At 45.6% G+C, this 26,106-nt stretch carries 18 protein-coding genes and 1 pseudogene; 4 read left to right on the top strand and 15 right to left on the bottom strand.

Features of this window, described 5'->3' with window-relative positions; translation table 11 throughout:
* Positions 1 to 39: 39 nt before the first annotated feature.
* A complete protein-coding gene (locus PPM_RS26045; RefSeq protein WP_013373853.1) occupies positions 40 to 735 on the bottom strand; it encodes an L-ribulose-5-phosphate 4-epimerase in 696 nt (231 codons plus the stop codon).
* A gap of 1 nt (position 736) precedes the next feature.
* A complete protein-coding gene (locus PPM_RS26050) occupies positions 737 to 2,350 on the bottom strand; it encodes a xylulokinase (protein WP_013373854.1) in 1,614 nt (537 codons plus the stop codon).
* 289 nt (positions 2,351 to 2,639) lie between these two features.
* On the opposite strand from PPM_RS26050, the gene PPM_RS26055 reads away from it, so the two are divergent.
* The 3 genes from PPM_RS26055 to PPM_RS26065 all read left to right on the top strand — a co-directional run bounded on the left by PPM_RS26055 (position 2,640) and on the right by PPM_RS26065 (position 6,478).
* Positions 2,640 to 3,728, top strand: coding sequence for a GntR family transcriptional regulator (locus PPM_RS26055; protein WP_013373855.1), 1,089 nt, complete (start codon positions 2,640 to 2,642; stop codon positions 3,726 to 3,728).
* Between the two features lie 166 nt (positions 3,729 to 3,894).
* Positions 3,895 to 5,889 carry a serine hydrolase gene (locus PPM_RS26060; RefSeq protein ID WP_016324921.1) on the top strand — a complete coding sequence of 665 codons (1,995 nt, stop codon included), beginning with the start codon at positions 3,895 to 3,897 and terminating at the stop codon, positions 5,887 to 5,889.
* 208 nt (positions 5,890 to 6,097) lie between these two features.
* The gene (locus tag PPM_RS26065; protein ID WP_013373857.1) at positions 6,098 to 6,478 is read left to right on the top strand and encodes a hypothetical protein; all 381 of its coding nucleotides are present in this window, start codon (positions 6,098 to 6,100) and stop codon (positions 6,476 to 6,478) included.
* A gap of 67 nt (positions 6,479 to 6,545) precedes the next feature.
* Here PPM_RS26065 and PPM_RS26070 read toward each other — a convergent pair whose 3' ends face one another.
* The 11 genes and pseudogenes from PPM_RS26070 to PPM_RS26120 form a co-directional block, all read right to left on the bottom strand.
* Positions 6,546 to 7,082, bottom strand: coding sequence for a hypothetical protein (locus tag PPM_RS26070; RefSeq protein WP_016324922.1), 537 nt, complete (start codon positions 7,080 to 7,082; stop codon positions 6,546 to 6,548).
* 142 nt (positions 7,083 to 7,224) lie between these two features.
* Positions 7,225 to 7,866 (bottom strand): hypothetical protein, encoded by a 642-nt coding sequence (locus tag PPM_RS26075; RefSeq protein ID WP_013373859.1) that lies wholly within the window; start codon positions 7,864 to 7,866, stop codon positions 7,225 to 7,227.
* A gap of 33 nt (positions 7,867 to 7,899) precedes the next feature.
* Positions 7,900 to 8,460, bottom strand: a complete 561-nt coding sequence (locus PPM_RS26080) for a DUF4303 domain-containing protein (RefSeq protein ID WP_013373860.1) — start codon at positions 8,458 to 8,460, stop codon at positions 7,900 to 7,902.
* 176 nt (positions 8,461 to 8,636) lie between these two features.
* Complete coding sequence (locus PPM_RS26085; RefSeq protein ID WP_013373861.1) at positions 8,637 to 9,230, bottom strand: uracil-DNA glycosylase; 594 nt, start codon at positions 9,228 to 9,230, stop codon at positions 8,637 to 8,639.
* Positions 9,231 to 9,433: 203 nt separating this feature from the next.
* Positions 9,434 to 10,213: a class B sortase gene (locus PPM_RS26090; protein WP_043921436.1), complete on the bottom strand. Its 780-nt coding sequence runs from the start codon at positions 10,211 to 10,213 to the stop codon at positions 9,434 to 9,436.
* A 19-nt stretch (positions 10,214 to 10,232) separates the two neighbouring features.
* Positions 10,233 to 16,367: a carboxypeptidase-like regulatory domain-containing protein gene (locus PPM_RS26095; RefSeq protein ID WP_043921437.1), complete on the bottom strand. Its 6,135-nt coding sequence runs from the start codon at positions 16,365 to 16,367 to the stop codon at positions 10,233 to 10,235.
* Between the two features lie 674 nt (positions 16,368 to 17,041).
* Positions 17,042 to 17,206 (bottom strand): annotated as a pseudogene (locus PPM_RS30320) (BBE domain-containing protein); the annotation flags it as partial.
* Positions 17,207 to 17,475: 269 nt separating this feature from the next.
* On the bottom strand, positions 17,476 to 19,440 hold the full coding sequence (locus PPM_RS26105) for an elongation factor G (protein WP_013373866.1): 1,965 nt from the start codon (positions 19,438 to 19,440) through the stop codon (positions 17,476 to 17,478).
* Positions 19,441 to 19,874: 434 nt separating this feature from the next.
* Positions 19,875 to 21,614, bottom strand: a complete 1,740-nt coding sequence (locus PPM_RS26110) for a methyl-accepting chemotaxis protein (protein WP_230493888.1) — start codon at positions 21,612 to 21,614, stop codon at positions 19,875 to 19,877.
* 575 nt (positions 21,615 to 22,189) lie between these two features.
* Entirely contained in the window at positions 22,190 to 22,558 is a 369-nt protein-coding gene (locus PPM_RS29525; RefSeq protein ID WP_013373869.1) for a hypothetical protein, read from the bottom strand.
* 70 nt (positions 22,559 to 22,628) lie between these two features.
* Positions 22,629 to 23,255 carry a hypothetical protein gene (locus tag PPM_RS26120; RefSeq protein ID WP_013373870.1) on the bottom strand — a complete coding sequence of 209 codons (627 nt, stop codon included), beginning with the start codon at positions 23,253 to 23,255 and terminating at the stop codon, positions 22,629 to 22,631.
* Positions 23,256 to 23,594: 339 nt separating this feature from the next.
* Here PPM_RS26120 and PPM_RS26125 point away from each other — a divergent pair, with 339 nt between their 5' ends.
* Positions 23,595 to 24,017, top strand: a complete 423-nt coding sequence (locus tag PPM_RS26125) for a tetratricopeptide repeat protein (RefSeq protein WP_016324926.1) — start codon at positions 23,595 to 23,597, stop codon at positions 24,015 to 24,017.
* A gap of 489 nt (positions 24,018 to 24,506) precedes the next feature.
* Here the strand turns inward: PPM_RS26125 and rlmH are convergent, their stop codons facing one another.
* Together rlmH and PPM_RS26135 are read right to left on the bottom strand one after the other, a co-directional pair.
* Positions 24,507 to 24,986 carry a 23S rRNA (pseudouridine(1915)-N(3))-methyltransferase RlmH gene (gene rlmH, locus PPM_RS26130; protein ID WP_013373873.1) on the bottom strand — a complete coding sequence of 160 codons (480 nt, stop codon included), beginning with the start codon at positions 24,984 to 24,986 and terminating at the stop codon, positions 24,507 to 24,509.
* Between the two features lie 177 nt (positions 24,987 to 25,163).
* Positions 25,164 to 25,997 (bottom strand): hypothetical protein, encoded by an 834-nt coding sequence (locus PPM_RS26135; protein ID WP_013373874.1) that lies wholly within the window; start codon positions 25,995 to 25,997, stop codon positions 25,164 to 25,166.
* Between the last annotated feature and the right edge of the window lie 109 nt (positions 25,998 to 26,106).

Raw genomic sequence — 26,106 nt, forward strand, 5'->3', positions numbered from 1 at the left:
CATTCATCCTCTTTTCTTCATTTGTTAGTTTAGTTGGTCTTATTTTTGTCCGTAGTAAGCGTCTTTCCCATGTTTGCGCAAATAGTGTTTATCTAGAATACGCTGCGGCAATTCTTCAGCAAAATGATTCAATTCCCGTGCGAATAAGTTCATTTTCGAAACTTCTTCCAACACGACACTATTCATAACTGCGGATTTCGCATCTTTCCCCCAAGTGAAGGGAGCGTGACCCTTAAGCAGGACACCTGGCACTGCTAAAATATCCAGCCCGCGCTGCTCAAAAGTTTCGATGATGACACGGCCGGTTTCGGCTTCGTAGCCACGATCAATCTCCTCTTGTGTCAGGAAACGAGCACAGGGAACAGAACCATAGAAGGTGTCTGCATGAGTAGTTCCCATTACAGGTACATCCAGGCCTGCTTGAGCCCAAATCGTCGCCCAAGTCGAATGCGTATGCACAATACCGCCGATCTCTGCGTAGTGCTTGTAAAGTACGGCATGAGTCGGTGTATCCGATGAAGGTCTCATCTCTCCTTCAACAACATTGCCGTCAAAATCAACAACTACCATATCGCTAGGTTTCATCGTGTCATAACTAACACCACTCGGTTTGATAACGAATAAGCCACGCTCACGATCAACCGCGCTGACGTTACCCCAGGTGTATTTCACGAGTCCATGTTTAGGCAAATCCAGATTGGCTTGAAATACTTCTTCTTTCAGCTGCTCTAACACGTCAATTCCTCCAGTTTTCCACTAGATTATCTACAGCAGCCTGCTCAATCGCCAGGCCTTGTGTGTAGCGTTCTAAGAATGTTTCGAATCCCTTAACATCGGAACCGTCAGGATGAATTTCTTGTCCCTCAACATCTCTGAATACTTTTTGGTCGAGGAAGTCTTCCAGACTTTCTTGTTGATCCTTGTTCATCATGTAAGAAGCCAGAATAGCCATACCCCACGCTCCGCCTTCTCCAGCTGTTGCCATCACGGATACCGGAACATCCATGGCTGCCGCAACAATTTTTTGTCCGACGATAGGGGTTTTAAATAAACCACCGTGAGCCAGAATGCTGTCAATTGCGACATTTTCCTTCTTCGTCAAAATATCCATCCCGATTTTCAAAGCAGCAAATGCTGTAAACAGATGGGTGCGCATAAAATTGGCCAAATTGAAACGGCTTTCAGGAGAGCGAACAAACAATGGCCGACCTTTCTCTATGCCGGTGATATTCTCTCCTGACAAATAGCCGTAGCTAAGTAAGCCGCCGCCATCTGGATCTGCCTCCAAAGCCTTGTTCAGCAACACACTGAATAATTGATTCGGGTCTGCTTTTTGCCCCATGGCCTCATAAAATTCACGGAACAAGCCCAGCCAAGCATTGAGATCACTTGAACAGTTGTTGGCATGAACCATTCCGACCGGATTACCATTCGGTGTGGTCACCAGATCAATTTCCGGATATACCGCTGAAAGGTCCTTCTCTAATACAATCATCGCAAAAACCGAGGTTCCCACAGACACGTTGCCAGTACGTTTTCTCACACTATTCGTAGCGACCATTCCTGTTCCCGCATCACCTTCTGGAGGACAAAGCGGAATACCTGGTTGTAAATCGCCAGATTTATCTAAGATTTTGGCTCCCGCTGCGGTTAGTACACCTGCCTGCTCGCCCGAGATATGAACTTTAGGAATAATGTCTTGTAATTTCCAATCGTAGCCTTTGGCTGCAATGAGTTCATCAAACTGCTTAACCATCGACTCGTTATAATCATGTGTAGTCTCATCAATTGGGAAAATACCCGAAGCGTCTCCGATACCAATTGCTTTGTTGCCAGTCAGCAGCCAGTGGATATATCCAGCCAACGTCGTCATAAAATCAATATGAGGAACGTGTTGTTCTTCGTTCAATATCGCTTGATACAAGTGAGCAATACTCCATCGCTCAGGAATGTTGAATTGGAATTTATCAGTTAAAGCCTTTGCTGCAGCCCCGGTTGTCGCATTCCGCCAAGTCCGGAACGGAACAAGCAACTCGCCCTTGCTGTCAAAAGCCATATATCCGTGCATCATTGCAGAGAATCCTATAGAACCAACCGTATGAAGGGTGACTCCATATTTTTGTTCAACCTCTTGTTTCATTTCACTATAAGCCTCTTGCAGACCCGTAATGATAGTCTCTAAGTTGTACGTCCAATATCCGTCTACCAAGAGGTTTTCCCACTCATAGCTTCCAGATGCGATTGTTTCAAAACGATGATCTATCAGCACTGCCTTGATACGTGTGGATCCAAATTCGATACCAAGTGAGGTTTCTCCCTTAGTAATCGCTTGTTTAATGTCTTGATCCATGCTCACGTTACTCCTCTCTCTGAACAACTGTTATAACTGCAATAATCAAAGAAGGCGCTTTCTTTTGTTTACAGCCTTAGTATATTTTTTGTGCGTACATTTGTCAATACGAAAACATAGTTATGCCTACAAATAGTATGATGAACCGAGTATTTTTCTATTTTATCTTTAGTATTTATACAGATAGGACAATAGATTATAATAAACTCATAATTATGCTAAAATATGTACATACAAATATTATGGATGCATCAATTAGTATTAGAACAACTTGGAAAGAAGGAATAAAGTGAAACCAAAGTATCAGGTTATCCTTGAGGATATAAAAAGCAACATTCTTTCAGGAGCATACAGCGTAGGAGAACAAATTCCAACGGAATTGGCTTTGCAGGATAAGTATAAAGTTAGTCGCCAGACGGTTCGCAAGGCTATTTTAGAACTATCCAACGAAGGTTTTTTAAGAAGTGAAAAGGGGTCGGGCACCTATGTCAGCAACCAATTTCGATCAAAAACCGGTGGGAATTCCAGCAATAAAACCATCGGAGTCATCACGACTTACATCTCTGATTACATCTTCCCCTCTATTATTCGCGGGATTGAAGCCAGATTAAATGAAGATAATTATTCATTACTATTAGCGAGCACCAATAATGATGTCGCACAGGAAAAGAAAGCTTTGGAGATGATGTTGTCCTTTGGTGTAGACGGTTTGATCATTGAGCCTACAAAGAGCAATCTATATAATCCCAATATCGCTTACTACCTGACGTTCAAGGAACAGGATGTTCCATTCATCATGATTAATGCTTATTATGAAGAGTTGGAAGTGCCCTTCTTTTGTCTTGATGACGTACAGTCCAGCTATCTGGCAACCAAAGAATTGATCGCTAACGGACACACACAGATTGGCATCATTGCCAAAATGGACGATTTACAAGGAAAGTATCGAATGAAGGGCTATATCAAAGCGCTTGGAGAAGCCAAATTACGGTTTCACCCAGAGCAAGTGCTCTCATTCTATACAGAGACAAAGCAGGACCTATCCACCAACTTGAAGAAATTCCTGACCGAACAAAGGGACGATTTAACCGCAATTGTCTGCTATAACGACGAGGTCGGATTAGAAGTTGTACATGTATGCAGACAACTTGGAATATCCGTTCCCGAAGATTTGTCCATAATTGGTCAAGATAATTCCTATATTTCCAAAAATGCGAACATCAAACTCACGACATTGACACACCCACAGGAACAAATGGGCCGTGATGCCGCCGATTGGGTAATTAAGAAACTGCAAGGGAAAAAGGATCTAAGCAACAACACCTATTACCAGCCCGTGTTAATCGAAGGAGAGACAGTAAAGAAGAAACTGAATTGAAAGGGTTCATAGCCCCTTTAAACCTAGTGCCTAATTGTCATATGACACTTTGGAGTGATTTGGTATGGTGGGTGACGAAATGTAACTTGTTGGTATGACAAATCCTTTGCCATACTGGGTTTTGCCGGACAATAAGGCAAAAATACATTTCAAGGAGAAACCATTCATGGAAAAAATGATTTACACCATTCTCGCGGTTCTACTATTATCTACTACGATAACTACCGCATGTATGGCACCCAATGGCGCGTCAGTTGCCGCACCCGTTAACATACCAGTTGCATCTGAAAAGGCTAGCTTGGAGGGGCCGCGAGATGCCAAGGAACTAGAGGCTTTTGCAGATGGTGTTTTTGCGAACAAGATGAAAAAGTTTAATACCGTGGGTTCTAATTTTGTGGTCGTCGCAGGTGGGAAAGTGATACTAAGCAAAGGTTACGGGTATGCCGACAAGGGCAAAAAAATCCCTGTTGATAAAAATACCGTTTTTCAAATCGGCTCTGTTACAAAGTCATTTACTGCATTGGCAGCTATGCAGTTGGTTGATAAAGGGAAAATGGATTTAAAACACGATATCCAAGAGTATTTAGGAGGAATAAAGGTTCCGAATAAAACAGGAAAAAAACTGACGATGTTTGATCTGCTTACATATTCAAGTGGATTTGATGAACCAGATATTCTCATGGAAATGCATCCAGAATACGCGGACAAATATTTTCCAATGAAGAAGTACATTGCATCAAATATGCCAACTGTGGTCAGGCCTCCAGGAGAAGCGTACACTTATGACAATTTTGGTTTCATGCTAGCGGGATATGCAGTAGCAAACGTAACCGGTATGTCATATTCCAAATATATGGAAAAGAATATTTTCAAACCGTTAGGCATGAATTCGACGAGTGTGCGGTTTACCCCCCAATTGTTAAGCAGAATGGCTGCTCACTATGGACCAACAGGTGAACTGATTCCCTTGGACGGGTTTAAACCAACGGAAAAACCTGAAGGCGGTATCGTTTCAACCGCAGATGACATGGCAAAGTACCTCATTATGCACCTGAACAAAGGCAAGTACAAAGGTAAAGAAGTGGTGAGCCCAAAGAGCATAGAGCAAATGCACACATACCAATTATTCCCTGACAAGGAGTTCCCGGTTACAACAATTGGATTCGAAGGCTACTTCAAAGAGAAGATGAATAATCAGCATGTGATTCTAAAAGGAGGGAATGTTACAGGGCATTCTTCCTTGATTGTTATTCTGCCTGAGAAGAATACAGCGATGTACATGTCCTACAATAACGACTCCATGATGAGTCTTGACGTGTATGAAGAATTTATGAATCATTATTATCCGAGAAAATCAGAGGTTCCAAAGTCAACCTACGCGACATTAAGTGAGCAGCAGGCCCAAGACTACGTGGGATTATACCAAAACACGCGTATCGCTGCCTTAAGGACGAAGGTTTCGTATTCGGACGGAAAATTAATAATGGAGACAGGAACATCAGGCAAACATACACTAAAAATGATCCACCCTTTATTATTTGAAGATGAATCAGGTAATAAATTGACGTTTAATAAAAATGAAGCAGGCCATATTGCATATTTGTATTACATGCAGCTCCCAGACCTCGTTGCTTATGCGCAAAAAGTAAACATTGATTCACCATTTTCTGATGTACCTGCGGATAGTAAATATATTTCATATATAAACAACCTTAATGCTTTGGAAGTCATGAGCGGAAAGTCAGCCAACCTCTTCGATCCGAAAGGAACGATGACTCAGGGAGAATTCTCAGAAGTGCTACTGCGCGCCCACGGGTGGTATAAACAACCTTTCATGATTGAACCGAATAAGAAGCAGATGATGGCCGGACTACGTAATTATCAGCCTAATTCTCCTATCACTAGACAAATGGCGGCGGTAATGATCCAGAACCTGAAACAGGTTGAGCCTGGAATTAAGGTTAAATTGAGTGGCGAAACGGATGCTTGGGCAGTTAAAGCAGTCACAGCTTTGGTTTCCCAAGGTATCATGGACCCGAATACCAAGATCAATGTAGACGGCTCCATAGACTTCCGCTCCAAACAGCTTTTGAAGCGTCAAGAAGCCAGTGCCTTGTTGGATCAAGCATTTAATTACTATACGTTGCCAATCAGTCACTAATTCAAAAGATTAAATAGAAAAAGTAAAATAATACTCCTAATATACAAAAACGCTACTGACAACGGAACATCAGTAGCGTTTTACATTTTTCGGATTCCTCGTAAATCCGATTTCGGAATGTTCAGGCTCTGCCACGCCATAATTAAATCAAAGGTGAGCTCGCAGGTGCCGATCATCTTTTAACCAACATATAGTGAGGGGGAAAATAATGAAAAGCCAATTAAGAAATATTACGGTTGACGGTTATGCATTCGTTTATTGGTATACAGGCGGGTCTAGCTTCATCTTAAACCTATCTCCGAAAGAAAATAAAAACATCAAAATTACGTTAATCTTCCAGGCAGACCCTCCTGAAGGAGAGCCTCACACTTCTTGGTCCTTTTATGACATTTCAGCACAAATTAATGGAATGGAAACTGTCATTCATCTGGGTAAACCCAAGCATATCGCTGAAATCATCTCTTACTTGATGGCAAAACGACAAGAGCTTTGGATTCAGGGGAGACCTCAAGTTCTGGATCATGCCTGGGATTTACTAAAAGAAATGGGTTATTGCGAGTTCAAGCCAATCTGGATTAGACAGTGGTAGTCGTAATGGTTTGTGGACTAGCCCCCTCTGACCACCCAAAGGGAGCTTAAAGCCCACAGGTTAACGATTATTCGTTATTCGGCGTGGTCGGACTAGCCGAGGGCATCAAGCCTTTAACGGCGCCGAGAAACGGGCGAATGGACTTGATCATACCGTAGCCCATCTTCACAACCGGGACAAATTTCTGGATCATACCGAACAGCCGTAGGCCGCCGCCGAGCATACCTCCAAGCCCTCCTGCGCCCGCAGTTGCACCGCCAAGTCCACCAAGTCCGCCGAACAGCGAGCCCATCATCGGTAGGAATGCCGACACCTTGGCATCCGGCTTGCGGGAGCGCGAACGGCCAGATGGTTTGCGTGCGCCGCTTCTCCGATTGCCGAGACGGATGCCTGGGGCATGCGCACCAGCTCTGCGTTTGAGAGATCGGGAATCTTGCTTTCCGGAAGAAGCACGTGGGGGAGCTCCAGCACTCGCAAGTACCAACCCACCACGATTAACGTCAGTGATGTAGCCGACGTAAGTCTCTCCGTTGTGCAGGGTGACACAGACCGGACGGCCTTGAAACTTCTTAGCCCGTGCACGCATCTCTTTCGATTGTGCCATGGAAGTTCACCTCGCTCACTGATTATAATTCAGTTTACGCCAGGGGCGGGCTGCCTGCTTGTGCGAATGGGGCATACGCACGCCGAAAATCGTTGGATGGGCTCACCGCCGTTCAAGTCCTCCCGAGGGTCCCTACGCTATATCAAGAGAATTGCCAAAAACCTGCTACTGGATGTTGTATCTCAGTCGTCCCCATTTTGGCGAAAATATATAGTGATCCAAAACCAAAAGGATAATTGTAATCCTCCTGAAGCAACGTTTCGGGGTAGCCATCTTCATCTACCTGAAATAAAAAAGAAAATGACTCCTCCCTCAGCTTCGTAAAATAATAGTCTTCATTTTGAATAAGTCTCGGGTTTCCGCCTACTTTGATCAAAAAAGGCTGATCCATCGATTTTTCGTCATGGCTTAGTTCCCCGTTTGAAATTGTATGCTTTATAAGTCCCGGGTTAGTAAACATATCTTTAACGCTTTCAGTCGAGATGGGATGCTCAATCACCTTGATCGAGCAATTAGGATAAATGTTATTTTCCAAATACTCCTCATAGTCTTCAGGGATGAAGATCGAAATCATGCTCTCAGGTTTAAAGGGATGGACGAGGCTCAAGTAAAAAACATATTTTGGGTTGCCTTCTTGGATGAGATCTTCTTGATCATCAAAGAATTCAGGTGCATTCCCGCCGATCCAGCCTGCACTATGTTCGTTCGATAGATCCGATCCCGCATAATAAAGAATACAATTTGTTCTCTCAACTAAAATATTCATTTGATTTTCATTAGACATTTTACAACTCTCCCTCAAGAAACGCGAATACCCTTACTCTGCCGCTTCCGCCAGCCATGCTTGCATAGCCGGAGACTCCGCCTGATTCAAACGTAGGGCGATTTCGGTATTGATCTCATCTGGCGGCATGACCTCGACAAGGACGCATACAGACTCTCGCGGTTGATTCAAGGCAAATATGCCTTCATCATCGAGCCTTTTCATCGCCAACTCCATGGCCTTCAGCCTCGAATCAAATTCACGATTCCATTCGTCAGCTTCAAGTTCCGCAATGGAAGGACGCTCCATAAACAATTGTTTAACATCATCGAAGTTCTCATCCCTGAAACAACAGTAGGGTGAATCGGCATAGGACCATTTGATGAGTTCCGCAATCGTTGATTCCGGTGTGTCGCTTTCTTCTCCTTGCCTGGCCGCTTCCCTCTCCAAGGCCTCCCATGACCAGGCGGAGATGCTTGGCGCATGTCCCTCTCCAGTCGTAAATAGCGTGCAGTAATAGTAACGTTCGCCATTTTCAAACAGAGTGCGAAAGGACGTCCTAGCCACATCGGCAATCTCTGCCGTCAGCGCCTCTATCTCTTGCGTCGGTTTCATGACTATCGCCCCTTAGTCCTATAAAATATACATCTTATTTCCATTATAAAGACTGTCCATCCTAAATCTACCTACTTCTTGCCTGAATCCTGGAAATAAGCGCTTAAAAACAGAGTTGGAGAAAAGGAAATGAAAGAGGGGCTGGCACAACCAGCCCCTCTTCTATAATGCTCTCGTCAATCTATATCCTGCTTGAGCTGAATCTCTTTCCACTTCTCCTTCAAAGCTTTTAAATCTTCTACGAAGAACCTAAGTAAATTGGCTCGTCTTCTTACTGCAAGCGGGTGATAGGTGAAGCTGATGGGCGTACCCTGCAACTCATACCAGCTGCCTCGTAACTCCTTGACACTGGCACCCTCCTTATTTGTAAATATGGCTCCCGCTACGACATTACCAAATCCAAATAATACAAGCGGCTGCTTCTGAAAAAGCTGTATCTGTAGATGAGGGAGACACGCCGCTCTAGCCTCGGGTTTATTATAGGCACGCATCGGTCGGCATTTTAGCAAATAGGTGACATAAACATCATTTACGTCTATCCCAGCCTCTCTCATGCCGTATTGTAGTGTTTCTCGGGTACCGCATAAAAACGAATTTCCTTCCCGATCCTCCCGGGCTCCGGGATTATCCAGAATCATCATAAGTGGAGCTTTCGGATTTCCTTCACCCCAGATGACACGATTCCGCTGCTTGGATAGCTCGCAAATTTCACAATGCTCTATACCATCGGGTGCTTGTTCTTCAGGTAAAATTACATAGGGATGATCCATTTCCTTGTCGTGTAGCCCCTTCCTTTCACACACAATGAATCTATTATGCCCACCTCAAGCAAAAACTTGCCTAAGGTTCAGCATAACGGGTCCATCGGAAAAAGTAAGGGCAGCTAAACTGGATCAAAAGAAGCGTAAAAAAAAATCGCGTCCTCCAGAGGAGAACGCGATATAAACCAGCTTGACTCCGTATTTCAACATCGTCATTTAAGCTTTCGGGCAACCACCGCTAACCGACCGTTTTCGGTCGAGTACTCACACGTAGACAGTACAATAAGCTTGTCGCCATAACGGGGGGTTATACCCGTTTCATATAGAGCAAGTTTTTGGATGTTCTGAACATACGAATCGAACTCGACGGGCGTACTTACTTTCTCAATCTGGTAGTATTTAAATACATCATCTGATTTGCGATAAACCTGTGACAGAATAACGGCAACAACCTCATACTCTTCCTTTTCATAAAGTGTACTGAACTGGAACGTAGCATGCTCCTTATAGAAGCTTTCTTGCTTATACTTCATCAAATCTTTGAACATCCAGCCGTTTTTCATATGATGTCCGTGAATCAGTAAAATATCGGAACCGTTGATCCGGCTGTGCTCGTCCAAAAAGGGGAGACCGAGTTTGCTCTTCTTTTTATCGAAATCATGATTGAGATAGTACTGCTCATCTTGTGGATTCTGCATAACCGGGTACTCAATTCGGGTGCCGTTAATCTTCAGCCAACCGACGATGTCCGGGTTTCTCTCGTAAAGCTCTCGAAATTCGGGAAGCATGACCGGCTCATTCGCTTTCGTAATCAAAGGGGAGGGGATCGCCTCCCCTCCTCCTTTGTCCGATTGTTCCTCCCAAACTTTTGCTAACTCTTCGATTTTCACTTGATCGGCATAACCCCACAGGAAAATTCTCGCTATATTGGCGAGAGAGAATACCAACACAAGGAAGGAAACGGCGATAAGAACTTTTTTAGTTTTACTCATTTTCTTACCGCCTTTCCGGTTACTGAATATGCTTTTTCTTCTTGCTGCTGAGTAAACAGAATCCAAGCGTAATCAAGGATATCAGCGCCAAAACCATATAGAAGATTGGCGATGGACTGCTATCCCCTGTTTTCGGAGCATCGTCCAGCTCGTAATCGCCATTGGCGACTTCATTGTCGACGCTACCGCTTGCGTTGTTGCCTTTGTTGATTTCGTTGTTCACGTTGCCTGCTCCGTTGTTCACGTTGCCTGCTCCGTTGTTGACGTCGCTTGCTCTGTTGTCGACGTTGCTTGCTCCGTTGTTCACGTTGCTTGCTCCGTTGTCGACGTTGCTTGCTCCGTTGTTCACGTTGCTTGTTCCGTTGTTCACGTTGCTTGCTCCGTTGTTCACGTTGCTTGCTCCGTTGTTCACGTTGCTTGCTCCGTTGTTCACGTTGCTTGCCCCGTTGTTCACGTTGCTTGCCCCGTTGTTCACGTTGCCTGCTCCGTCGTCGCTGTTATCGGTACCGCTACTGCCACTGCCGGACCCAGTTCCGCCGCCACTGCCGCCGCTATTGCCGCCACCACCGCCGCCGGAAATTATCGGTTTCAACTGTATATCGTGGCGTACGATGTCGCTTCCGACCGAGATAGTTGGGCTTGTATACGCATCATATCCGGCTTTGGTTACAACCAGATAGTAATCCGTGTTCGGGAATACCATGTATGCATATGCGCCGTTTGCGTCACTGTTCTGACTTGGGCTGGCGTTATCATTCGGTGCAAAGCCCGGAATCGCTGGCAGCGTTACTTTCGTGCCCGGCACGATGCCGCTCGCTGTGTTTCCTGGCGTATCAGCATAATATAGCGTCACTTCAGCGCCTTCAATCACCATGCCGGTTGTTGCATCCGTAATGATGCCATACGGGTCAACGAGCCCCTGGGAAATATTCAATTCCCCGTTGGCCTTCACATCCAGATCCGCTTGAAGGACCGTTAATTCTTGACCTGGCGCCACTTCGTAGCGCACTTCCATTTTGTAAGTCTTCGCGGCTAAACCGTCCGCTGAGAAGACGCCGTTCGACTCTAGGTTGAACGCTTTGGGAGCGCCATTCTTATCCACAACATACTGGTTGCTGGCATCCCGCAAGTAGATGTGCATCTTGCCAGCGAGCTTGCTGTCCAGCAGCGAAGTCTGCCCTTCAGGCTGCTTCAGAAGCACAATACCTACCGCCGTAATATCAGCCGGAACGGTCTCGTCCGTCACACTGCTGTCCACATTTGCTTTTTGCGTGAACTCGACAGGCACATCCTTTCCGCCTACCGGATACCACTTCGTAAATGTGATCGTGTAGTCGGTAGCTGCCTCGGCAATGACCGAATACTCACCCTTCTCATTCGTCTGAATCGTCTGCTTCTCGCCTGTCTTCAGATTGGTCACTGTGATGGACGCATTCGGAATGACTTCTCCTGTGTTGTTGTCACGCAGCACGCCTTCCAGAACTGGAAGCTGGCGGGTATTCACAAAGTGTGCTTCAGCCGCGCTTTTCACCGGAATGGTACCCGTGCGAATGAGACTAGCAGGATCTGTCACATAGCCGTCGTCCGTGTAATTATCTTCGGTCACCGTATATTGGAGATACGTAGGAAGTCCTTCCACAATGAACAGTTCCTCATCTTTAAGCTCAAAGGTATCCCCGCTTTTGATGGTGCCCTTACTGCCGTCCGACTTCTCATAGGAGTAGGAGCCGTTTGCTCCCTCGCCTGTGAAGGTGACCTTGTACTTGAACGCCTTCGTTTTGTTACCACCATTACCTTGAACCTTGTTGCTGATTAGCAGGCTCCCCGTCATGACTCGCATGTTCTTGAATGGGGCAACTTCATCCTTACCCTTCATGACTCCGGTATAGTACCGCTCCCCAGGAGTAGTCATGTATTCATCGGTTGTGTAGTCTTTCTGGGTAACTGTGTAAGTTAGATTCTTAGGCAGGTCCAAAACATCCAGTGTCTCTCCATCCTTGAGCCGGAGGGTACCGCCGGACTTGATCGAACCTTTGTCGCCGTCCGACTTCACGTAAGAGTAGCTTTCATCCTTACCTACACCCGCAAAGCTGACGGTGTATTCGAACTCTTTTGCCTTGTCGCCGCCGTTGCCCATGACCGTATTGCTGATGGTCAGCTTGTTGACAATTCGTTCATTAACAAAGTCCGCCTTGTGGTCACCTTTATTCACAATTGTTCCGGACCATTCTCTCGTCTCCGGATCAGTCGTGTAGCCGTCAACCGTCGTATAATCGCCCTCGGTTACGGTATAAACCAGACCCGCAGGCAATATCGGCAGCATCACAGTTTGTCCGTGCTTGAGGGTAATCTTGTCACCGCTTTTGATCTTGCCATACGTATTATCTGGCTTCTTATAGGTGTACTCTCCGTCCTTGCCTTCGCCGTTGAAGGTCACGGTGTACTCGAACTCTTTGTCCGGGTCGCTGCCGTTGCCTTCCACCTTATTGCTGATGGTCAGCTTGCCTTCGGCCGGTGTAGGAACGATCAGCGGATTGTTCGATTCCACCTTCTGTCCATCAACAAGGACAGGCTTGCCGGGCGCATCGATGACACGTACCCGGTATATCGTAGTCGTAGGCAAGTAAGTGAGGAGATCAATATATGTCTGTTTGAGCAAATAATCCCCTGGCACCTGAATAATGAAATTCGTTTTGCCGTCCGTGCCCGTCGTCTTTTCCACCATTACATTATTTTCTTTATCCCTAGCCGGTGTACCGTCAGGATTGAGCAACTGGAACTTTACATCCTTCAGCGGTGTTATACCGTCGGGACCGACTTTTTTAAGGAAGAGCAGGCCGTTTTCATTGGCACTTCCCGCTACATCGTTCGCGTCCAGCATAATACTGCTCTGCGCTCCGATCGGCGGAAGGGAATCATCGCCCATCAGCTTGATGGAATTCCCAGCTGTTCCCGGCTGCATGCCCTGGGATTCGGTCTGGTAAACGATCTGATAGAACTTGTTCGGATCGACAAAATCAAACCTAAGCGTCGATCCCCCGGTTACCGGGTCTGTGCCTATGGTGACTTTCACCTCACTATTCGGATCCGCAAGATTCAGCGGTCCTCCGTTACGCTCTAAAGTGCCATCCGGCTTCAACTTGCCGGGATAGACAGCGATGTCGGAAGGTTCGAGGGATAGGCCACCCTCCGCATTTTGGCGCAGCTTCAGACCTTTGGCGAGAGTATCCAGCAAATAAACGCCCGGCTTCATCTCGAACGGAGGTGTGTAATTCACCGTCCATTCCTGTACACCAGAAACAGGCTTTTGCACCGTCTTGCTCAGAGACTGCACAGGTACAATGATTCTGTGAGCTTCGGTAGCACTATACGGCTTGTCTCCCCATTTCATGGAGAACATAGCCTGATTCTCCCCGGCGTTATTATTGCCTAGCTTGTAATTGGCAAGCGCGGCGTTGGTTGGACGCGCCTTCACCAGAATGACGTAGGGGCTCTCCAGCTTGGAGAAGGTGAAGGTTCCTTCATTGCCATCCTTGGTAAAGCTCACCACATGCTGAGGCGTACCCGGCGCAATGACTGAAATGGCCTGTGCATATCTACCACTTCCGCCTTTACCATCGGTTCTATAGCCGGTACCACCTTTATAAAGTCTATAAGCCTCGCCCGGAGCATAATCTACAAACTCCCAGCCTTCCGGCAATACATCCACCAGCTTGATGTCGCTGGCTACACGGGTGCCGCCATCCTTGGCCATCTCCTCCGTATTGAATCCTGGCATGTTCACCGCCAGCCGGAAGGTGACCGTTCTATCCTTGCGGTCATAGCCTGCCAGGATGTAATTGTCAGGACGGGAGTTGTCCATATACCAATTCGGGTCGCTGGCCACGGGCGTTCTTTTCCATATGCTGTCGCTCCATTGGCCTGAATAGTTTCGGTTCCAATCGGCTGCAACCCCCTCTAAACCCGCCGTGTTCGCATACAGCATCTCCTTGTTCAGCATCCGCACAAGGTTCGAGGTGTTGGCTTCGGCGCGACTCACATAATCGTCACCGTCGAAGAGCAGTCCCCGGTTGCTCCATGTGTTTCCAGCGTTATCCTGGCGGAACAGGTTATCCGGGTTGGTAGTGACAGACTCAAAGGAAACGCTCCCTGGTACATCTCCTTTGTACCCGGTAACTTTGATAAGGTCCGCCACCCGCTCGCCGTTCACCGTCAAGGGGATCACTTCACCATTCAACCCATTGCTCACAGTCAACGTATTCTCGCGGTATTTTTGCCAAAGCTGCTTGGTGTCGATCTGGCTCTTGATTGCTTCTAGAGTTGTCGACGTTACCTTAGGATTGGCATCCAGATTATTCAGTACATCGAGAGAATCGCCGTGAACCAGCAAATCATAGACGACTGGAGCATCCAGATTGTACTGCAGCGTCAAGTTTATCGTCCACTTGGTGCCTGCGACGTTGTGCAGCGCGGTGGTTGTGGTCGCACTTTTTGTGAAGGCATGTGCGCCAATTCTAACCTGTGCAGTGTCCACAACGGCAGCAGGAGCGACCCAGCCGGTTGCATCGTTGTTCTGGATGGCAGTTCCTCCATCCTTCACATCCAATTCCCAGTTTGCGCGCGCTTTGTAATCGAAGATTAACTTGCTGCTGTCTGTCACCTTCGTCACAACTGTCATATAGAGGGGCCCGTCCAGATTCCCGCCGATGGCGGTTCCGATCTCGTACTCCCCTGCGGCGTTACGGGTAATTGGGGTATCCGTACCGCTGTCCCCATTCTTATAGGTTGCGGAAACAAACTCCGTCCCGTCGGGCAGGACGTCTGTAATCTTAACGTTCTGCAAGCCGGTTCTGGACAGTACACCGTTATTGTTAATCCTTTTGTTGACCTCAACCGTCCACGTGATGAGCGTATCGTTTCCACTCTTGCCCGGCTTGCCGCTCGCCGCAATCCAGTTGGGGCGTATAGCAATCCGATGGGTATTTGATGAAGCCTTCACATCGGTAGCGTCACCCAAAAGCTTTGCGGTATTATCAATGCGGTTCCATCCATACTGATCAGCAAAATTTCCATTCTTTTCGTAGTAATAACTATTCTTAGGAATCCACGTTTTGAAAGTAATAGTCGCCGTGCTTTTGACATTATCTACAGTGGATGCGTCTGGGAACTTATAGAAAAGTGTGCGATCAGCAGCATAATTAGGATCTGCCGCATTTCCATCCACAGTGAAGGACCCAGGCACATATACACCGACGTTCGCAAGCTCATCAGAGAAAGTCAACCCGTCCAGCCGCATGGGGATGGTCTTATCGTCCGTGTCAGTTGCAGTTACTACCGCTCGCCACGTAATGGTACCCTCTTGAAAAGAAGGGCTGTTAATCCCACTGTCATAGCCGCCGTTGCTTAAGGAGCTTACAGTAATGGTATACTCGGGCACCAAATCCGAGTTTTTAAACTTATAGCCATCTCCAAAAATGGTCGTATCCCCGCCACCGCCAGGGGTCTGATCTGCCGCTCTAGCAGCAGCGGAAAAGCCGATTTTGACGTCGCGCCTACTGCCGTCATATACCCCTGCGCCATCAAACGTAATTTTGATAGAATCGGCAAAAAACTGGACGGTAGCAATTTTCAGTCCGCCCTGATTGATTGGCATAGGACCTGTAGGCGCCAAATTCACACCAGGGAAGTAGGTTGCCTTATCCAGGACGGCATAATCTCCCTGCTGAATCACACTTTCGGGCGGAGCATTGAGATCGTCGCCCTTGGTCGGCACAGCGATACTATCCAGCTCAAGGGTAAAGTTCTCCCGGCCGTTAATCTCGCCCCCTGCCGGAACCACAGCTTCAGGGTTACCCTGCTTCACTGTAAGCTTGAACGTCGGATTGGCGTTCGCCAGCACCGCCGTTTTGTCCGTCAGATTTGCCGTCAACGCCGCGAAAGTGAGCAGCGGAGCGTACACCGCCTCAGTTGCCGACGACGGTTGGTCTGGCGCGCCGTACACCGCCTCAGATACCGAAGGCGATTCAGCCGCATTCTGCGAGCCGGATTCGTCATCCGCATATGCAGCAGCAGGGAATACCACTGTCTGCAAGACAAGCAAAACTGCCAGGCAGAAAGATAGCATAGTTTTACCTAAACTGCTTTTTTGTTTCAATACGAAAATCTCCTCCATTTCTAAATTTTTTTGGGAGCGGCCAGTAACTTTTTCCCTTCATCTTTGGTCATCTTCGCCGCTTACAACAGAAAGTTACCAAATTCGCCATATTTATATGGCGTGTCCGACCATTATAATATAGAGACCTAGACAAATTCTAAACAATTGCCAGACTTTAGACCCGATTTGATACCAAGTCTAAGGAACTATACATAGTAAGCTAGACATGGATTCCTCCCTTCTTCATTTCTCATATTACCTCCCTCTGATGCTGCATCCACCAGTACTATGAGATTTTTAATAGACTGCTTATGGTAAGATTGACCATTCTTATTTATCGGATTTTTATTAATTAAAATTTAATATTTTTAAGTTCAAGGATCCTTTCATTGTCTAAAAGCAATACTCTTGACCTAAGAGTCCTCATTCAAAAAATCTGTAAATAAAACATAAATATATTTATCATATACAAACTATGTAATCTTCCTTCTAAGTTGGTAAGTGTATTGGGAAATTACTTTTTCACATACCAAAGGAGTCTAAAATCGCTTGCGAAAGTTCAACTTTTTCGGCGTCTCTTAGGAACGGTTCAGCTTATCGTCGCTATCAGCTAAATTGCTAAAGGAGCTGCCGCCGGCAGCTCCTTGTTTTAATTCGATCTGGTGTGCGTATTGTTATTTTCTGACCTGTTTACCCACCGGAATACTCTGAGCAAAACGAAACACATTATGAGGATCGTACTTTCGTTTCACCTGCTTCAATCTGCCAAAGTTCTCGCCATAATACGCCTTGGGCCAGTTCTTAATCTGCAGATCGGGGAAATTCACATAATCCCCCCTATTGAACTCCATTCTGGCCGTATTGTATGACGGATTGCCCGGAAGTACGATCCTTCCGGTTAATCGTGTACTTTTCTTTTGCAACTTTTGTGCCATTTACTTTACACCATCCCCGCTCATGACATAAGCCTTTCTCATCAGCTTATTTCTATGTAGGGACACCTGTCCTAGTAACGGCAACTGCCCAGTTTGAATCGTAAAAGTAGTACATTATTAAATGTACTACTCTCGATAATTTCTTAGTTGCTTAGTTTCCTAATAAAGATCATTCAAGGTTCTAATTCAAGGTGCATCTTAGCTTCCGCCTCATCCCATGGCACCGAGTAACCCGCCCCTTTGGCGCAAAAGATGGAGGAGGAGGTATACAGTGGGTCTGCCTCTTTGCGGTAGCCCATCCGCTCTATAACTTCCTCCGTATTATGGCAGCGGTCGTAGCCGCTGAACACGCAGCGAATACTGCCTCGTCCATGCGTAAAGGATGCGAATTCGGCACTGTAGTTCATGAAAGTCGATACAGGCACCCTGCCCGTGACCACCGCTTGCGTTCCGATTGTCTGCGGTGGATTAAAAATACCTGAAGCACGCTGAATATCGGACAGCACCCTGCCCATTTCATCGATATTAACCTTGATTTTGAAATCGTAATAAGGCTCCAGCAGCACGTTGTCCGCCTTCTCCAGACCCTGCCGTAGTGCTCGAAAGGCAGCCTCACGAAAATCACCGCCATGGGTATGTTCTTTATGCGCGCGGCCCTTCAGTAGCGTAATGTTCACGTCGGTGACCGGCATGCCGGTCAGCAGTCCGTGATGCTCCCGTTCGTAGAGATGATTCCGAATCAGATTCTGATAGCTGACATTCAGATCATCGGCATGACATCTGCTATCGAACATGATGCCGCTGCCTCTTTCTCCCGGTTCAATCAGCAAATGCACTTCCGCATAATGCCTGAGCGGTTCAAAGTGGCCGTACCCTTTTACAGTCGATTGAATCGTTTCCTTATACAAGATTTCCGGTTGTCCAAAAGAGATAGCCAAGCCAAACCGCTCTCTAACAAGCTGCTCCAGCACTTCCAGTTGAATCAATCCCATGACGCGGATAGAAATCTCCTGCAATTTCTCATCCCAAACGACGTTCAGAGACGGCTCCTCCGCCTCCAGCGTGCGAAAGGCACCGAGCACCTTCTGTACATGTAGCGAATTGTCGAATAGTACCTTCGATTGTAACGTTGGCTCCGAATCGTAAGCTAACTTATCTGATATCGACCCCAGGCCTTGTCCGGCCTCGGCGGCGGACAATCCGGTAACCGCAAACAAATCGCCGGCTTCTACTTGTTCCACCGGCTGCGATTTAAGGCCATTAAACAAGAAGAGCCGCGTAATTTTTTCGTCATACTGAACCCCGCCGCTCTCGTAACTAAGCTGTTCTCTCACCTTCAGCCGACCCCCCAGCGCCTTAATGAATGTGAGTCTCGCTCCGCCTGCATCGTGCCGAATTTTATAAACCCGCCCCTGGAACGAAGCATTCTCATCATAAGTGGTTGTCGCCAGCAGATGCAGTTGATCCAGAAATTCAATGACGCCTGTATCCTGAAGCGCAGAGCCGTAAGCACAGGGGAAGAGAAGACCCGCCGCTATCATCCTCTGCAAAGCCTCCAGCCAGAAGCCGGAATCCTCTCTCCCCTCCAGGAATGCTTCTAGCAGGACTTCGTCCCGCTCCGCCATGGCCTCCCGCAGCGGCTCGCCGACTATGCCGTCAGCGAAGCTCTGTGTAATGCAACATACTTCCCTCGTCAATTGCTGACGGATATCCGCCTCGGTTCTGCCTGCATCCGCGCCGATCCGATCTGTCTTGTTGATAAAGAAGAACGTCGGAATCCGATGCTTGCGCAGCAGCTGCCAGACCGTCTCCGTATGACCCTGGACACCTTCAACTGCGCTTACAATCAGGATGGCATAATCAATGACCTGAATCGCCCGCTCCATCTCCGGGGAGAAATCGACGTGTCCGGGCGTGTCTATTATGTAATAGCTATCTCCCTTATATTCTATTACCGCCTGATCTGCGAACACCGTAATGCCCCTTGCCCGCTCGATGTCGTGGCTGTCCAGAAACGCATCCTGATGATCCACCCGCCCCCGCGACCGGATACTGTTCGTATGGTACAGCAGCTGTTCCGCAAAAGTTGTTTTGCCTGCATCCACATGGGCGAACAGGCCAATCGTTAGTCGCTTCATAGAATCCCACTTTCAACGCTTCTTGTTGATACTGCTCATTTTATTAAAGCATAGAAATCGGGAGAGTGGGTAGGAACACTCCAATTAAAATCGGAGAAGATTGGGGGCTTATCTGGCTGTGATGAGTGATACCGAATTACCTCCTTATCCGGCTGATTAGTAACGGTTCTGTGATGCGAAAAAGCGTTCAATCATTTGCTTCGTTTCGTTTGGATTTCTCAATTGAACTGCCTTTCCGTTTTCATCAAAGGTAAAATTCCCCCTAAATGCTTCTGGCATATCCTGATACTGTTTCTCGACTTGTTGAAGTACTTTTTCAAAACAGGGATATCCGTATTTTTTAATTAGTAGAGGCAATCCGAAGGCAGATCTTAAAAACTCAGAAAAGGAGCCATCCGTAGTCAGATAGCTCCTTTTCTTATTCTCAGTACGAATTATTCTTGTACAATTCGAAATCTGCTGATCATTTCGCTCACTTGTTGGCTTGATTGTTTCAATTGTTCAGCTGCACTATGCAGATGGGAATACGCTTGACTCTGATCGTTAGAAGCCGAACTTATCTCTTCTGTGGCAGAAGCTGCGTCTCGAGCTACATCGGATATCTTGATAATGGATGAGATGACCTGTTCCCTGCTAACATTCATCTGCCCTATATCCCCATCCATCTCTTGAATCGAGCTAATGATTTCCTTTAGCATATCCATAATCGATTCAAATACCGTTCCCGACTCCTGAACAATAAGAGATTGTTCGGAGATAATCACCTCTGTCTGATTCATGACCTGCAACGTTTGAGAAACTTCTGACTTGAGGCGTGCAATAGTTGTGTTAATTCTCTCTGTTGATTCATAAGTCATGGTCGACAGCTTGCGAATCTCTGTAGCGACAACTGCAAATCCTTTTCCGGATTCGCCAGCACGCGCCGCTTCTATGCTCGCATTTAATGCGAGGAGCTTCGTTTGCTCAGATACTTCATTAATCGTTTGTACGATTGTGGAAATCGTAAGCATCTGTTCTGCCAGTCCTTCAATATGTTGTACGACCAGTTGGTTTGCTTCTGTCGTTTGGAGATTGTGATCCTGTAATTTCTTTACTTTATCCATGCCGCCTCTTAAGACGATTTCAGCCTCTGAAGACAAGCTGGTCATTTTTTTGTTCCTTACATTTACCTTTTCAATCGTGTCCGATAGCGCCATCGTTTCACGGCTCGTTGCCTCTGTCAAGGATGCTTGCTCAGAAGCACCAACTGCAATTTCATTAATGCCTGACGTCATTTCCTCGCCGGTTGCCGTTGTTTGTTCCGCAATAAAGGTAAGTTCATGAGCAGAAGTATTTACATGGCCAATCGATTGGCTTACTGTCGAAATGAGTTCTTTCATACGAGATACCATTATATTAAAATCAGCGGTTAATTGCCCAAGCTCATCCTGGGAGAAAGTACGTATATCGACGGCCAGATTGCCCTCCGCAATCTCTCGCACACGTCCGCGCAAATAACGGATCGGATGATGGATGGATCGGATGATCAAATAACCAAGCAACGATGAAGCGATCAAGCCTGCCAATGTTAAGAGGATACTGACCAATCGCAGGAAGCTGTATTGTTTTTGTGTGCTGTCCAACATGATTTGATTATCATCGTAGTACAGATCGCCTATGTGATCCAAAGCGTCTTCCATCTGATCAAACTTTTCGCTGCCCTCCTGATAAGAAAGAAGATTCGCCCTTTCACGGACAGTTGAATCCTTTGACGATAATCCGTCAATCACTTTCTTGGAGACCAAATCATACGCTGCAACCGTTGCTTCGTAGTCTTGAATCAACTTTTCCTCATTATCAAAAATTGTTCCAATTGACTTATACTTATTAAGCTTCTTCTTTGCCGACTCCTTTTGTTTCTCGTAATCCTCCAGTTGTTTCGAAAATTGTTCCGACCCTGGTTCATAACTGTACAGCGATCGCTCTGCCAACAGCATCTGATATAGGTCGATATCTGCTGTACGAATGAGATCAATGACTTCCGCCCTAATACTAAGGCTCTCCTCAAGCGAGGATTGTACCCGCTTCAGATTGTAAATCCCAACGCCTCCGATCACAAGGCTAGTGATTACAGTAACGACGATCGTTAGAATTACCTTGTTCCTGATCGTCATCGTGAACTTCCTACCTCTCATTATGCCTCACTCCCATCTAGTCCCTCTCGAGGTAACATAAAATAATATTCGACATGGTTTGCTAAACACCTTTCTATACAGCAGAGTTATGACGAAATCGTGAAATTGTTAGAAACCAAGAGTCACACACATGGGATTACGTTTCCAAACCCCATTCTTCCTAGGGAGGAAATGCTTAATTTTTAAATCACAATCGAAATACTCTGACCCTTAATCCTTTTGCTTCATTTTGACAGCAAAGGACCCCTCTGCATGGATCGCAGAAGGGTCAGCGGTTAAAAAATGGCGTACTGTATTAGATTCTCTAAACAATGAGGCTTATAGATTTAATAAGTTTAGCCAAAAATTTAGCCATCATCGGCATAATGAAGAATACTGTCTATTGGCTAAACTAAAACTTTCATTTTATTGTCCAAAGAGATTCTACAACTCTCCTTCAAGAAACTTAATGAGGTACCGTCCAAGCTGCACAAGGAAATTTGCTATGTTTTCATATCATATTACAACCACTACTATCGCTAATTAAAAAATCTATTGATTCAGGTTCCTCAGCGACTACCTCTGTAGGTCCCAGACTATTTTTCCTCTTCTTGTAAGGTGGCTGCCCCGCCTATTAAACAGGGAATCTCAATATCATCAATGTCCATCATCTTATCTTTCTCTGCATCATAATATTCCCCGAATAAAAACAATGACTCATTTTTCCTATTCAATAAATAGGGGATAATTTTTTCACAAAATTCTGTAACACTTTTAAACATACACTCTGGAGCAATCCCCGATTCATCGATAACCAACAATTCCTTGTGTTCAATACGAGCAGGGTTGCGATTTAAATGATACAGTTGAAAAGAGGTACCCTCACGATACGCTTTATAAATTGGAACTTCTATGGTTTCGATGAAATCTCCATCCGTATAATTCAAAGTAAACTTTACGGTCATCTCTATTCTCCTTTCAACAAACCTCATCATTGTTATAGTCGTCGCTGCTTTTCAACTTCTTGGACTCAGCTTATCGAAGATTTCGTGATTCATAAAAACGATCTATCATTTGCTTTATTTTCATCGGAGTTCTCAACGAAACTTGCTTCCCATCTTCATCAAAGGTCAAATGCCCCTTAAATGCTTCTGGCATATCCTGATATTGTTTCTCGACTTGTTGATATACCTTTTCAAAACAGGAATACCCGTATTTTTTAATTAGAAGAGGAAACCCGAAAGCAGACCTTAGAAACTCATATTCATAGTAGTTATAAGGAGTAGTCTCCGGCCTCTTTATCAAGATCTTAAGAAAATGGTCCGTGACCTTTTCGATCTCTTCTTCTGGCGCATACTGTACTAATCCATGGATCGCGAGCAGCCTCATATCCAAATATCGTTCTTTTTTATAGGCTTTCTGAAAGAAATCCTTCAGTTCCAAATGTCTGCACCGGATTAAACCATACAGAATCTTATTTCGCAGGGCAATATTCTTCATTTTAAAATACAGCTGTACTATCAAACCTACTTCATCTGTTGTTAAAAACTCATAGGCTACATCACTTATTGCGCAGATAAACTTAGGATCATTTTCGCGAAGGGGGGCAGTCGTTAGGTACTTAATCGATTCCTTGTGAAGCTGTTGTTTATCATTTGGCATCTCTATCATCCTTTCTTCTAAATTATATCAAGCCATTTAAAATACTACATGCCAAGCATGGCCCCTTTGAAAATAGTACTCACATAAACTAGAACGCGCTTTCAATCTATGAATAGGCTTAAAAATTTGGTAGACTCTTCATATGATTGCCTGAAGTCAAAGACTGTGTCGAGCGCATTCGCTTCATATTCCCGCCTGATCATGGAGGAGAATTTACAGATCATATCATTTGGGCGATAGGCTATTTATCGGCAATACTGGACGCCACCATTTTTGATGAAAGCCAACAAACGATCATTGGCTAAAACTCCTTAATCCAATAGAACAGGAGAGATCACTTTGCAGCTCTCAGATTCCACTTATTCCGCAATTAGGGCTCTATGTAAACAAGGCGATGACTTAGTGAAGGCAGGCGATCTTGATGCCGCCAAGCAAAATTATATTGCCGCCCTCCGTTTATTGCCTGAAAATCATCAAGAATGGGAGGCCGCTACTTGGATATATGTAGCTATTGGGGATGTCCACTATCGTATGAAGAATTACGATAAGGCCTTCAAGTGCTTTTTTAATGCCGTACAGTGTCCGAAGGGGTTGGGTAATCCGTATATTCACCTTCGGCTGGGGCAATTATATTATGAACAGGAAAACTTTGAAAAGGCGGTTGACGAGTTAACCCGGGCTTACATGGGCGCCGGTATTGGAATTTTTTTGGAAGACGACCCAAAATATCTTGAGTTTTTGGAGACAAACATAGAGATTTGAAATTTCAGGCTACGCAAAAGATGATTACGGTATTTTTAATTTTTTTACCTTAAAACCATTCCATAATATTATTTTCGAATTCAACGGCGAAATCAAAAAAACTCACTCTCCATCGCTTTGGTAAAATTTCGCAGGTGCACGAATAAACATCCTGTATGCCATCCGGTGTAGACCTGTTGTATAAAAGTTCTGGTTAGCTATCGTATCCATTATTCTTCTGAACGGAGTTTCGCCCTATCGTTCTCTGGCTCTTTGCAAGGCGCTGTCAACAGCGGCTGGCGTCATTTCTAACGATTTCTACAATCTGTTTGGAGTCATGAATAAAAGGATAGTTAAGGCTGGTCAATGTGCCCTAACTGTCTTTTTACTAACTAAACCAAACTGTTACTGAAAATCCACCAACTAAGTATGTTATGTTCGTTTTTAGTAAGGTTGGCGGAGGCGTTGGGAGTCGACCCCCTGTCCGAAGATTAGGTCCCAAGTTTCGCATTATTTATGATACGGTTCACTCCGATTAATCTTCACCGCCCGATAAATCTGTTCCACTAGTACCAATCGCATCAGCTGATGTGGCAAAGTCATTCTTCCGAAGCTCAGCTTCTGCTGGGCGCGGCGGAGGACTTCGTCAGAGAGTCCATGGCTGCCGCCAATGACGAAGACAACATGGCTTGTGCCGTAGGTGCCGAGCTTGTCCAATTCCTCTGCGAGTTCTTCCGAGCTCCACAGTTTGCCGTCGATGGCAAGTACAATCACGTGTGCTTCACTTTTCACATGAGCAAGAATGCGCTCTCCTTCCCGTTCCTTAACCTGTCGGACTTCCGCCTCGCTCAGTGTGTCTGGAGCCTTTTCGTCCGCTACCTCAATCATTTGAAACTTGATGTATGGCCCCAGCCGTTTAGCATATTCCTGAATGCCCATGACCAAATATTTCTCTTTTAACTTCCCCACACCTATAAGCTGAATAAACAAATTCCATACCCCTATCTATGTCGAATGATAATGTAAATCGTAATTACGATCCCTAACTTAAAAACATACCTATAACATAGTTATTTTAGCACCTGAAACGCCTCTTACCTATCTATTTCCTCTCCACTACAAGCCTATCCCCTGTTCAGATCATAGCGGATCATTCATTTACGCTCATTACAATGAATTGCTATCAGTTTCGTATTCATCAAGACACTGCATTAGCATCTGTCGATATTGGCTGATTTGTTCCGCTGTCGCTGACTCCCGTATTGATTCGAACAATGCTGTACATCTCTTGAAATTACGATCGTTACCTGGCTGATCGACTAGTTGCATCGCCCGCACAGTAAGTCCCACTGCATCCTGTAATCTGCCACATTTCCGATAGTACAAAGCCAAATGATAGCAGTAACTATAATAGTAAGATATGTTCTCTGCGTCTTCATAACTCCCGAATTCATCAATCTGCTCTGCAAACGTATGTAAAATATCTCCTACATCCAAATGATACATAAGCGCTGCCTGTAATATGGTATTCAGCCCTGGTAGTATTTCCTCTAGATTATCCTGCAAAAAGGCTACGTATTCCTCGATCAGCTCTATATTGCCAGACAAAATATTCACTGCATATAAATTAGTCTTAGCTAAAAACCTGAACTCCTCGACAACCTGATTGTCTTCTTCCTCTAAATCCTCCATCCACCCTAGCTCAGCATACTTATAGATGCACTCCCTTGCCTGTTCATATGCACCCTGGTGCTGGTGAGCCATTCCACACATCAGGTGACTGAGCCCAAAATAATATACCAACGGACGTTCTAAATTGACAAGCGGGATGGGTAATTTCATTGCTTTATGATACTGCCGTTCTTCGTAGATACGCTGGACACATTGATACAAAATACCCGCCGTCTCCATTACCTTTTTCCAATTTTCAAAAGCCACAGCCATCCCCAACATTTCAACAATGATATCCGGTTTGAGTGATTTCAGGATAGAAGTTTCCAAGAGTAGCCTCTCCTTATATTTCCATTTACATCCAATTGTATAGAAAGTGAAAAAGGAGGTCAATATAAAAGGTACTTAAAAGTACAGTTTTTCGTATTTTTATTTTGCA

It is taken from the genome of Paenibacillus polymyxa M1, from assembly GCF_000237325.1.
Lineage (GTDB): Bacteria > Bacillota > Bacilli > Paenibacillales > Paenibacillaceae > Paenibacillus > Paenibacillus polymyxa_C.

Bases quoted from the DNA above. Each gene is read 5' to 3' on its own strand.
- PPM_RS26050 (WP_013373854.1), bottom strand. From the start codon at position 2,350: ATGGATCAAGACATTAAACAAGCGATTACTAAGGGAGAAACCTCACTT.
- PPM_RS26060 (WP_016324921.1), top strand. From the start codon at position 3,895: ATGGAAAAAATGATTTACACCATTCTCGCGGTTCTACTATTATCTACT.
- PPM_RS26065 (WP_013373857.1), top strand. From the start codon at position 6,098: ATGAAAAGCCAATTAAGAAATATTACGGTTGACGGTTATGCATTCGTT.
- PPM_RS26070 (WP_016324922.1), bottom strand. From the start codon at position 7,082: ATGGCACAATCGAAAGAGATGCGTGCACGGGCTAAGAAGTTTCAAGGC.
- PPM_RS26075 (WP_013373859.1), bottom strand. From the start codon at position 7,866: ATGTCTAATGAAAATCAAATGAATATTTTAGTTGAGAGAACAAATTGT.
- PPM_RS26080 (WP_013373860.1), bottom strand. From the start codon at position 8,460: ATGAAACCGACGCAAGAGATAGAGGCGCTGACGGCAGAGATTGCCGAT.
- PPM_RS26085 (WP_013373861.1), bottom strand. From the start codon at position 9,230: ATGGATCATCCCTATGTAATTTTACCTGAAGAACAAGCACCCGATGGT.
- PPM_RS26090 (WP_043921436.1), bottom strand. From the start codon at position 10,213: ATGAGTAAAACTAAAAAAGTTCTTATCGCCGTTTCCTTCCTTGTGTTG.
- PPM_RS26105 (WP_013373866.1), bottom strand. From the start codon at position 19,440: ATGAAGCGACTAACGATTGGCCTGTTCGCCCATGTGGATGCAGGCAAA.
- PPM_RS26110 (WP_230493888.1), bottom strand. From the start codon at position 21,614: ATGAGAGGTAGGAAGTTCACGATGACGATCAGGAACAAGGTAATTCTA.
- PPM_RS29525 (WP_013373869.1), bottom strand. From the start codon at position 22,558: ATGACCGTAAAGTTTACTTTGAATTATACGGATGGAGATTTCATCGAA.
- PPM_RS26120 (WP_013373870.1), bottom strand. From the start codon at position 23,255: ATGCCAAATGATAAACAACAGCTTCACAAGGAATCGATTAAGTACCTA.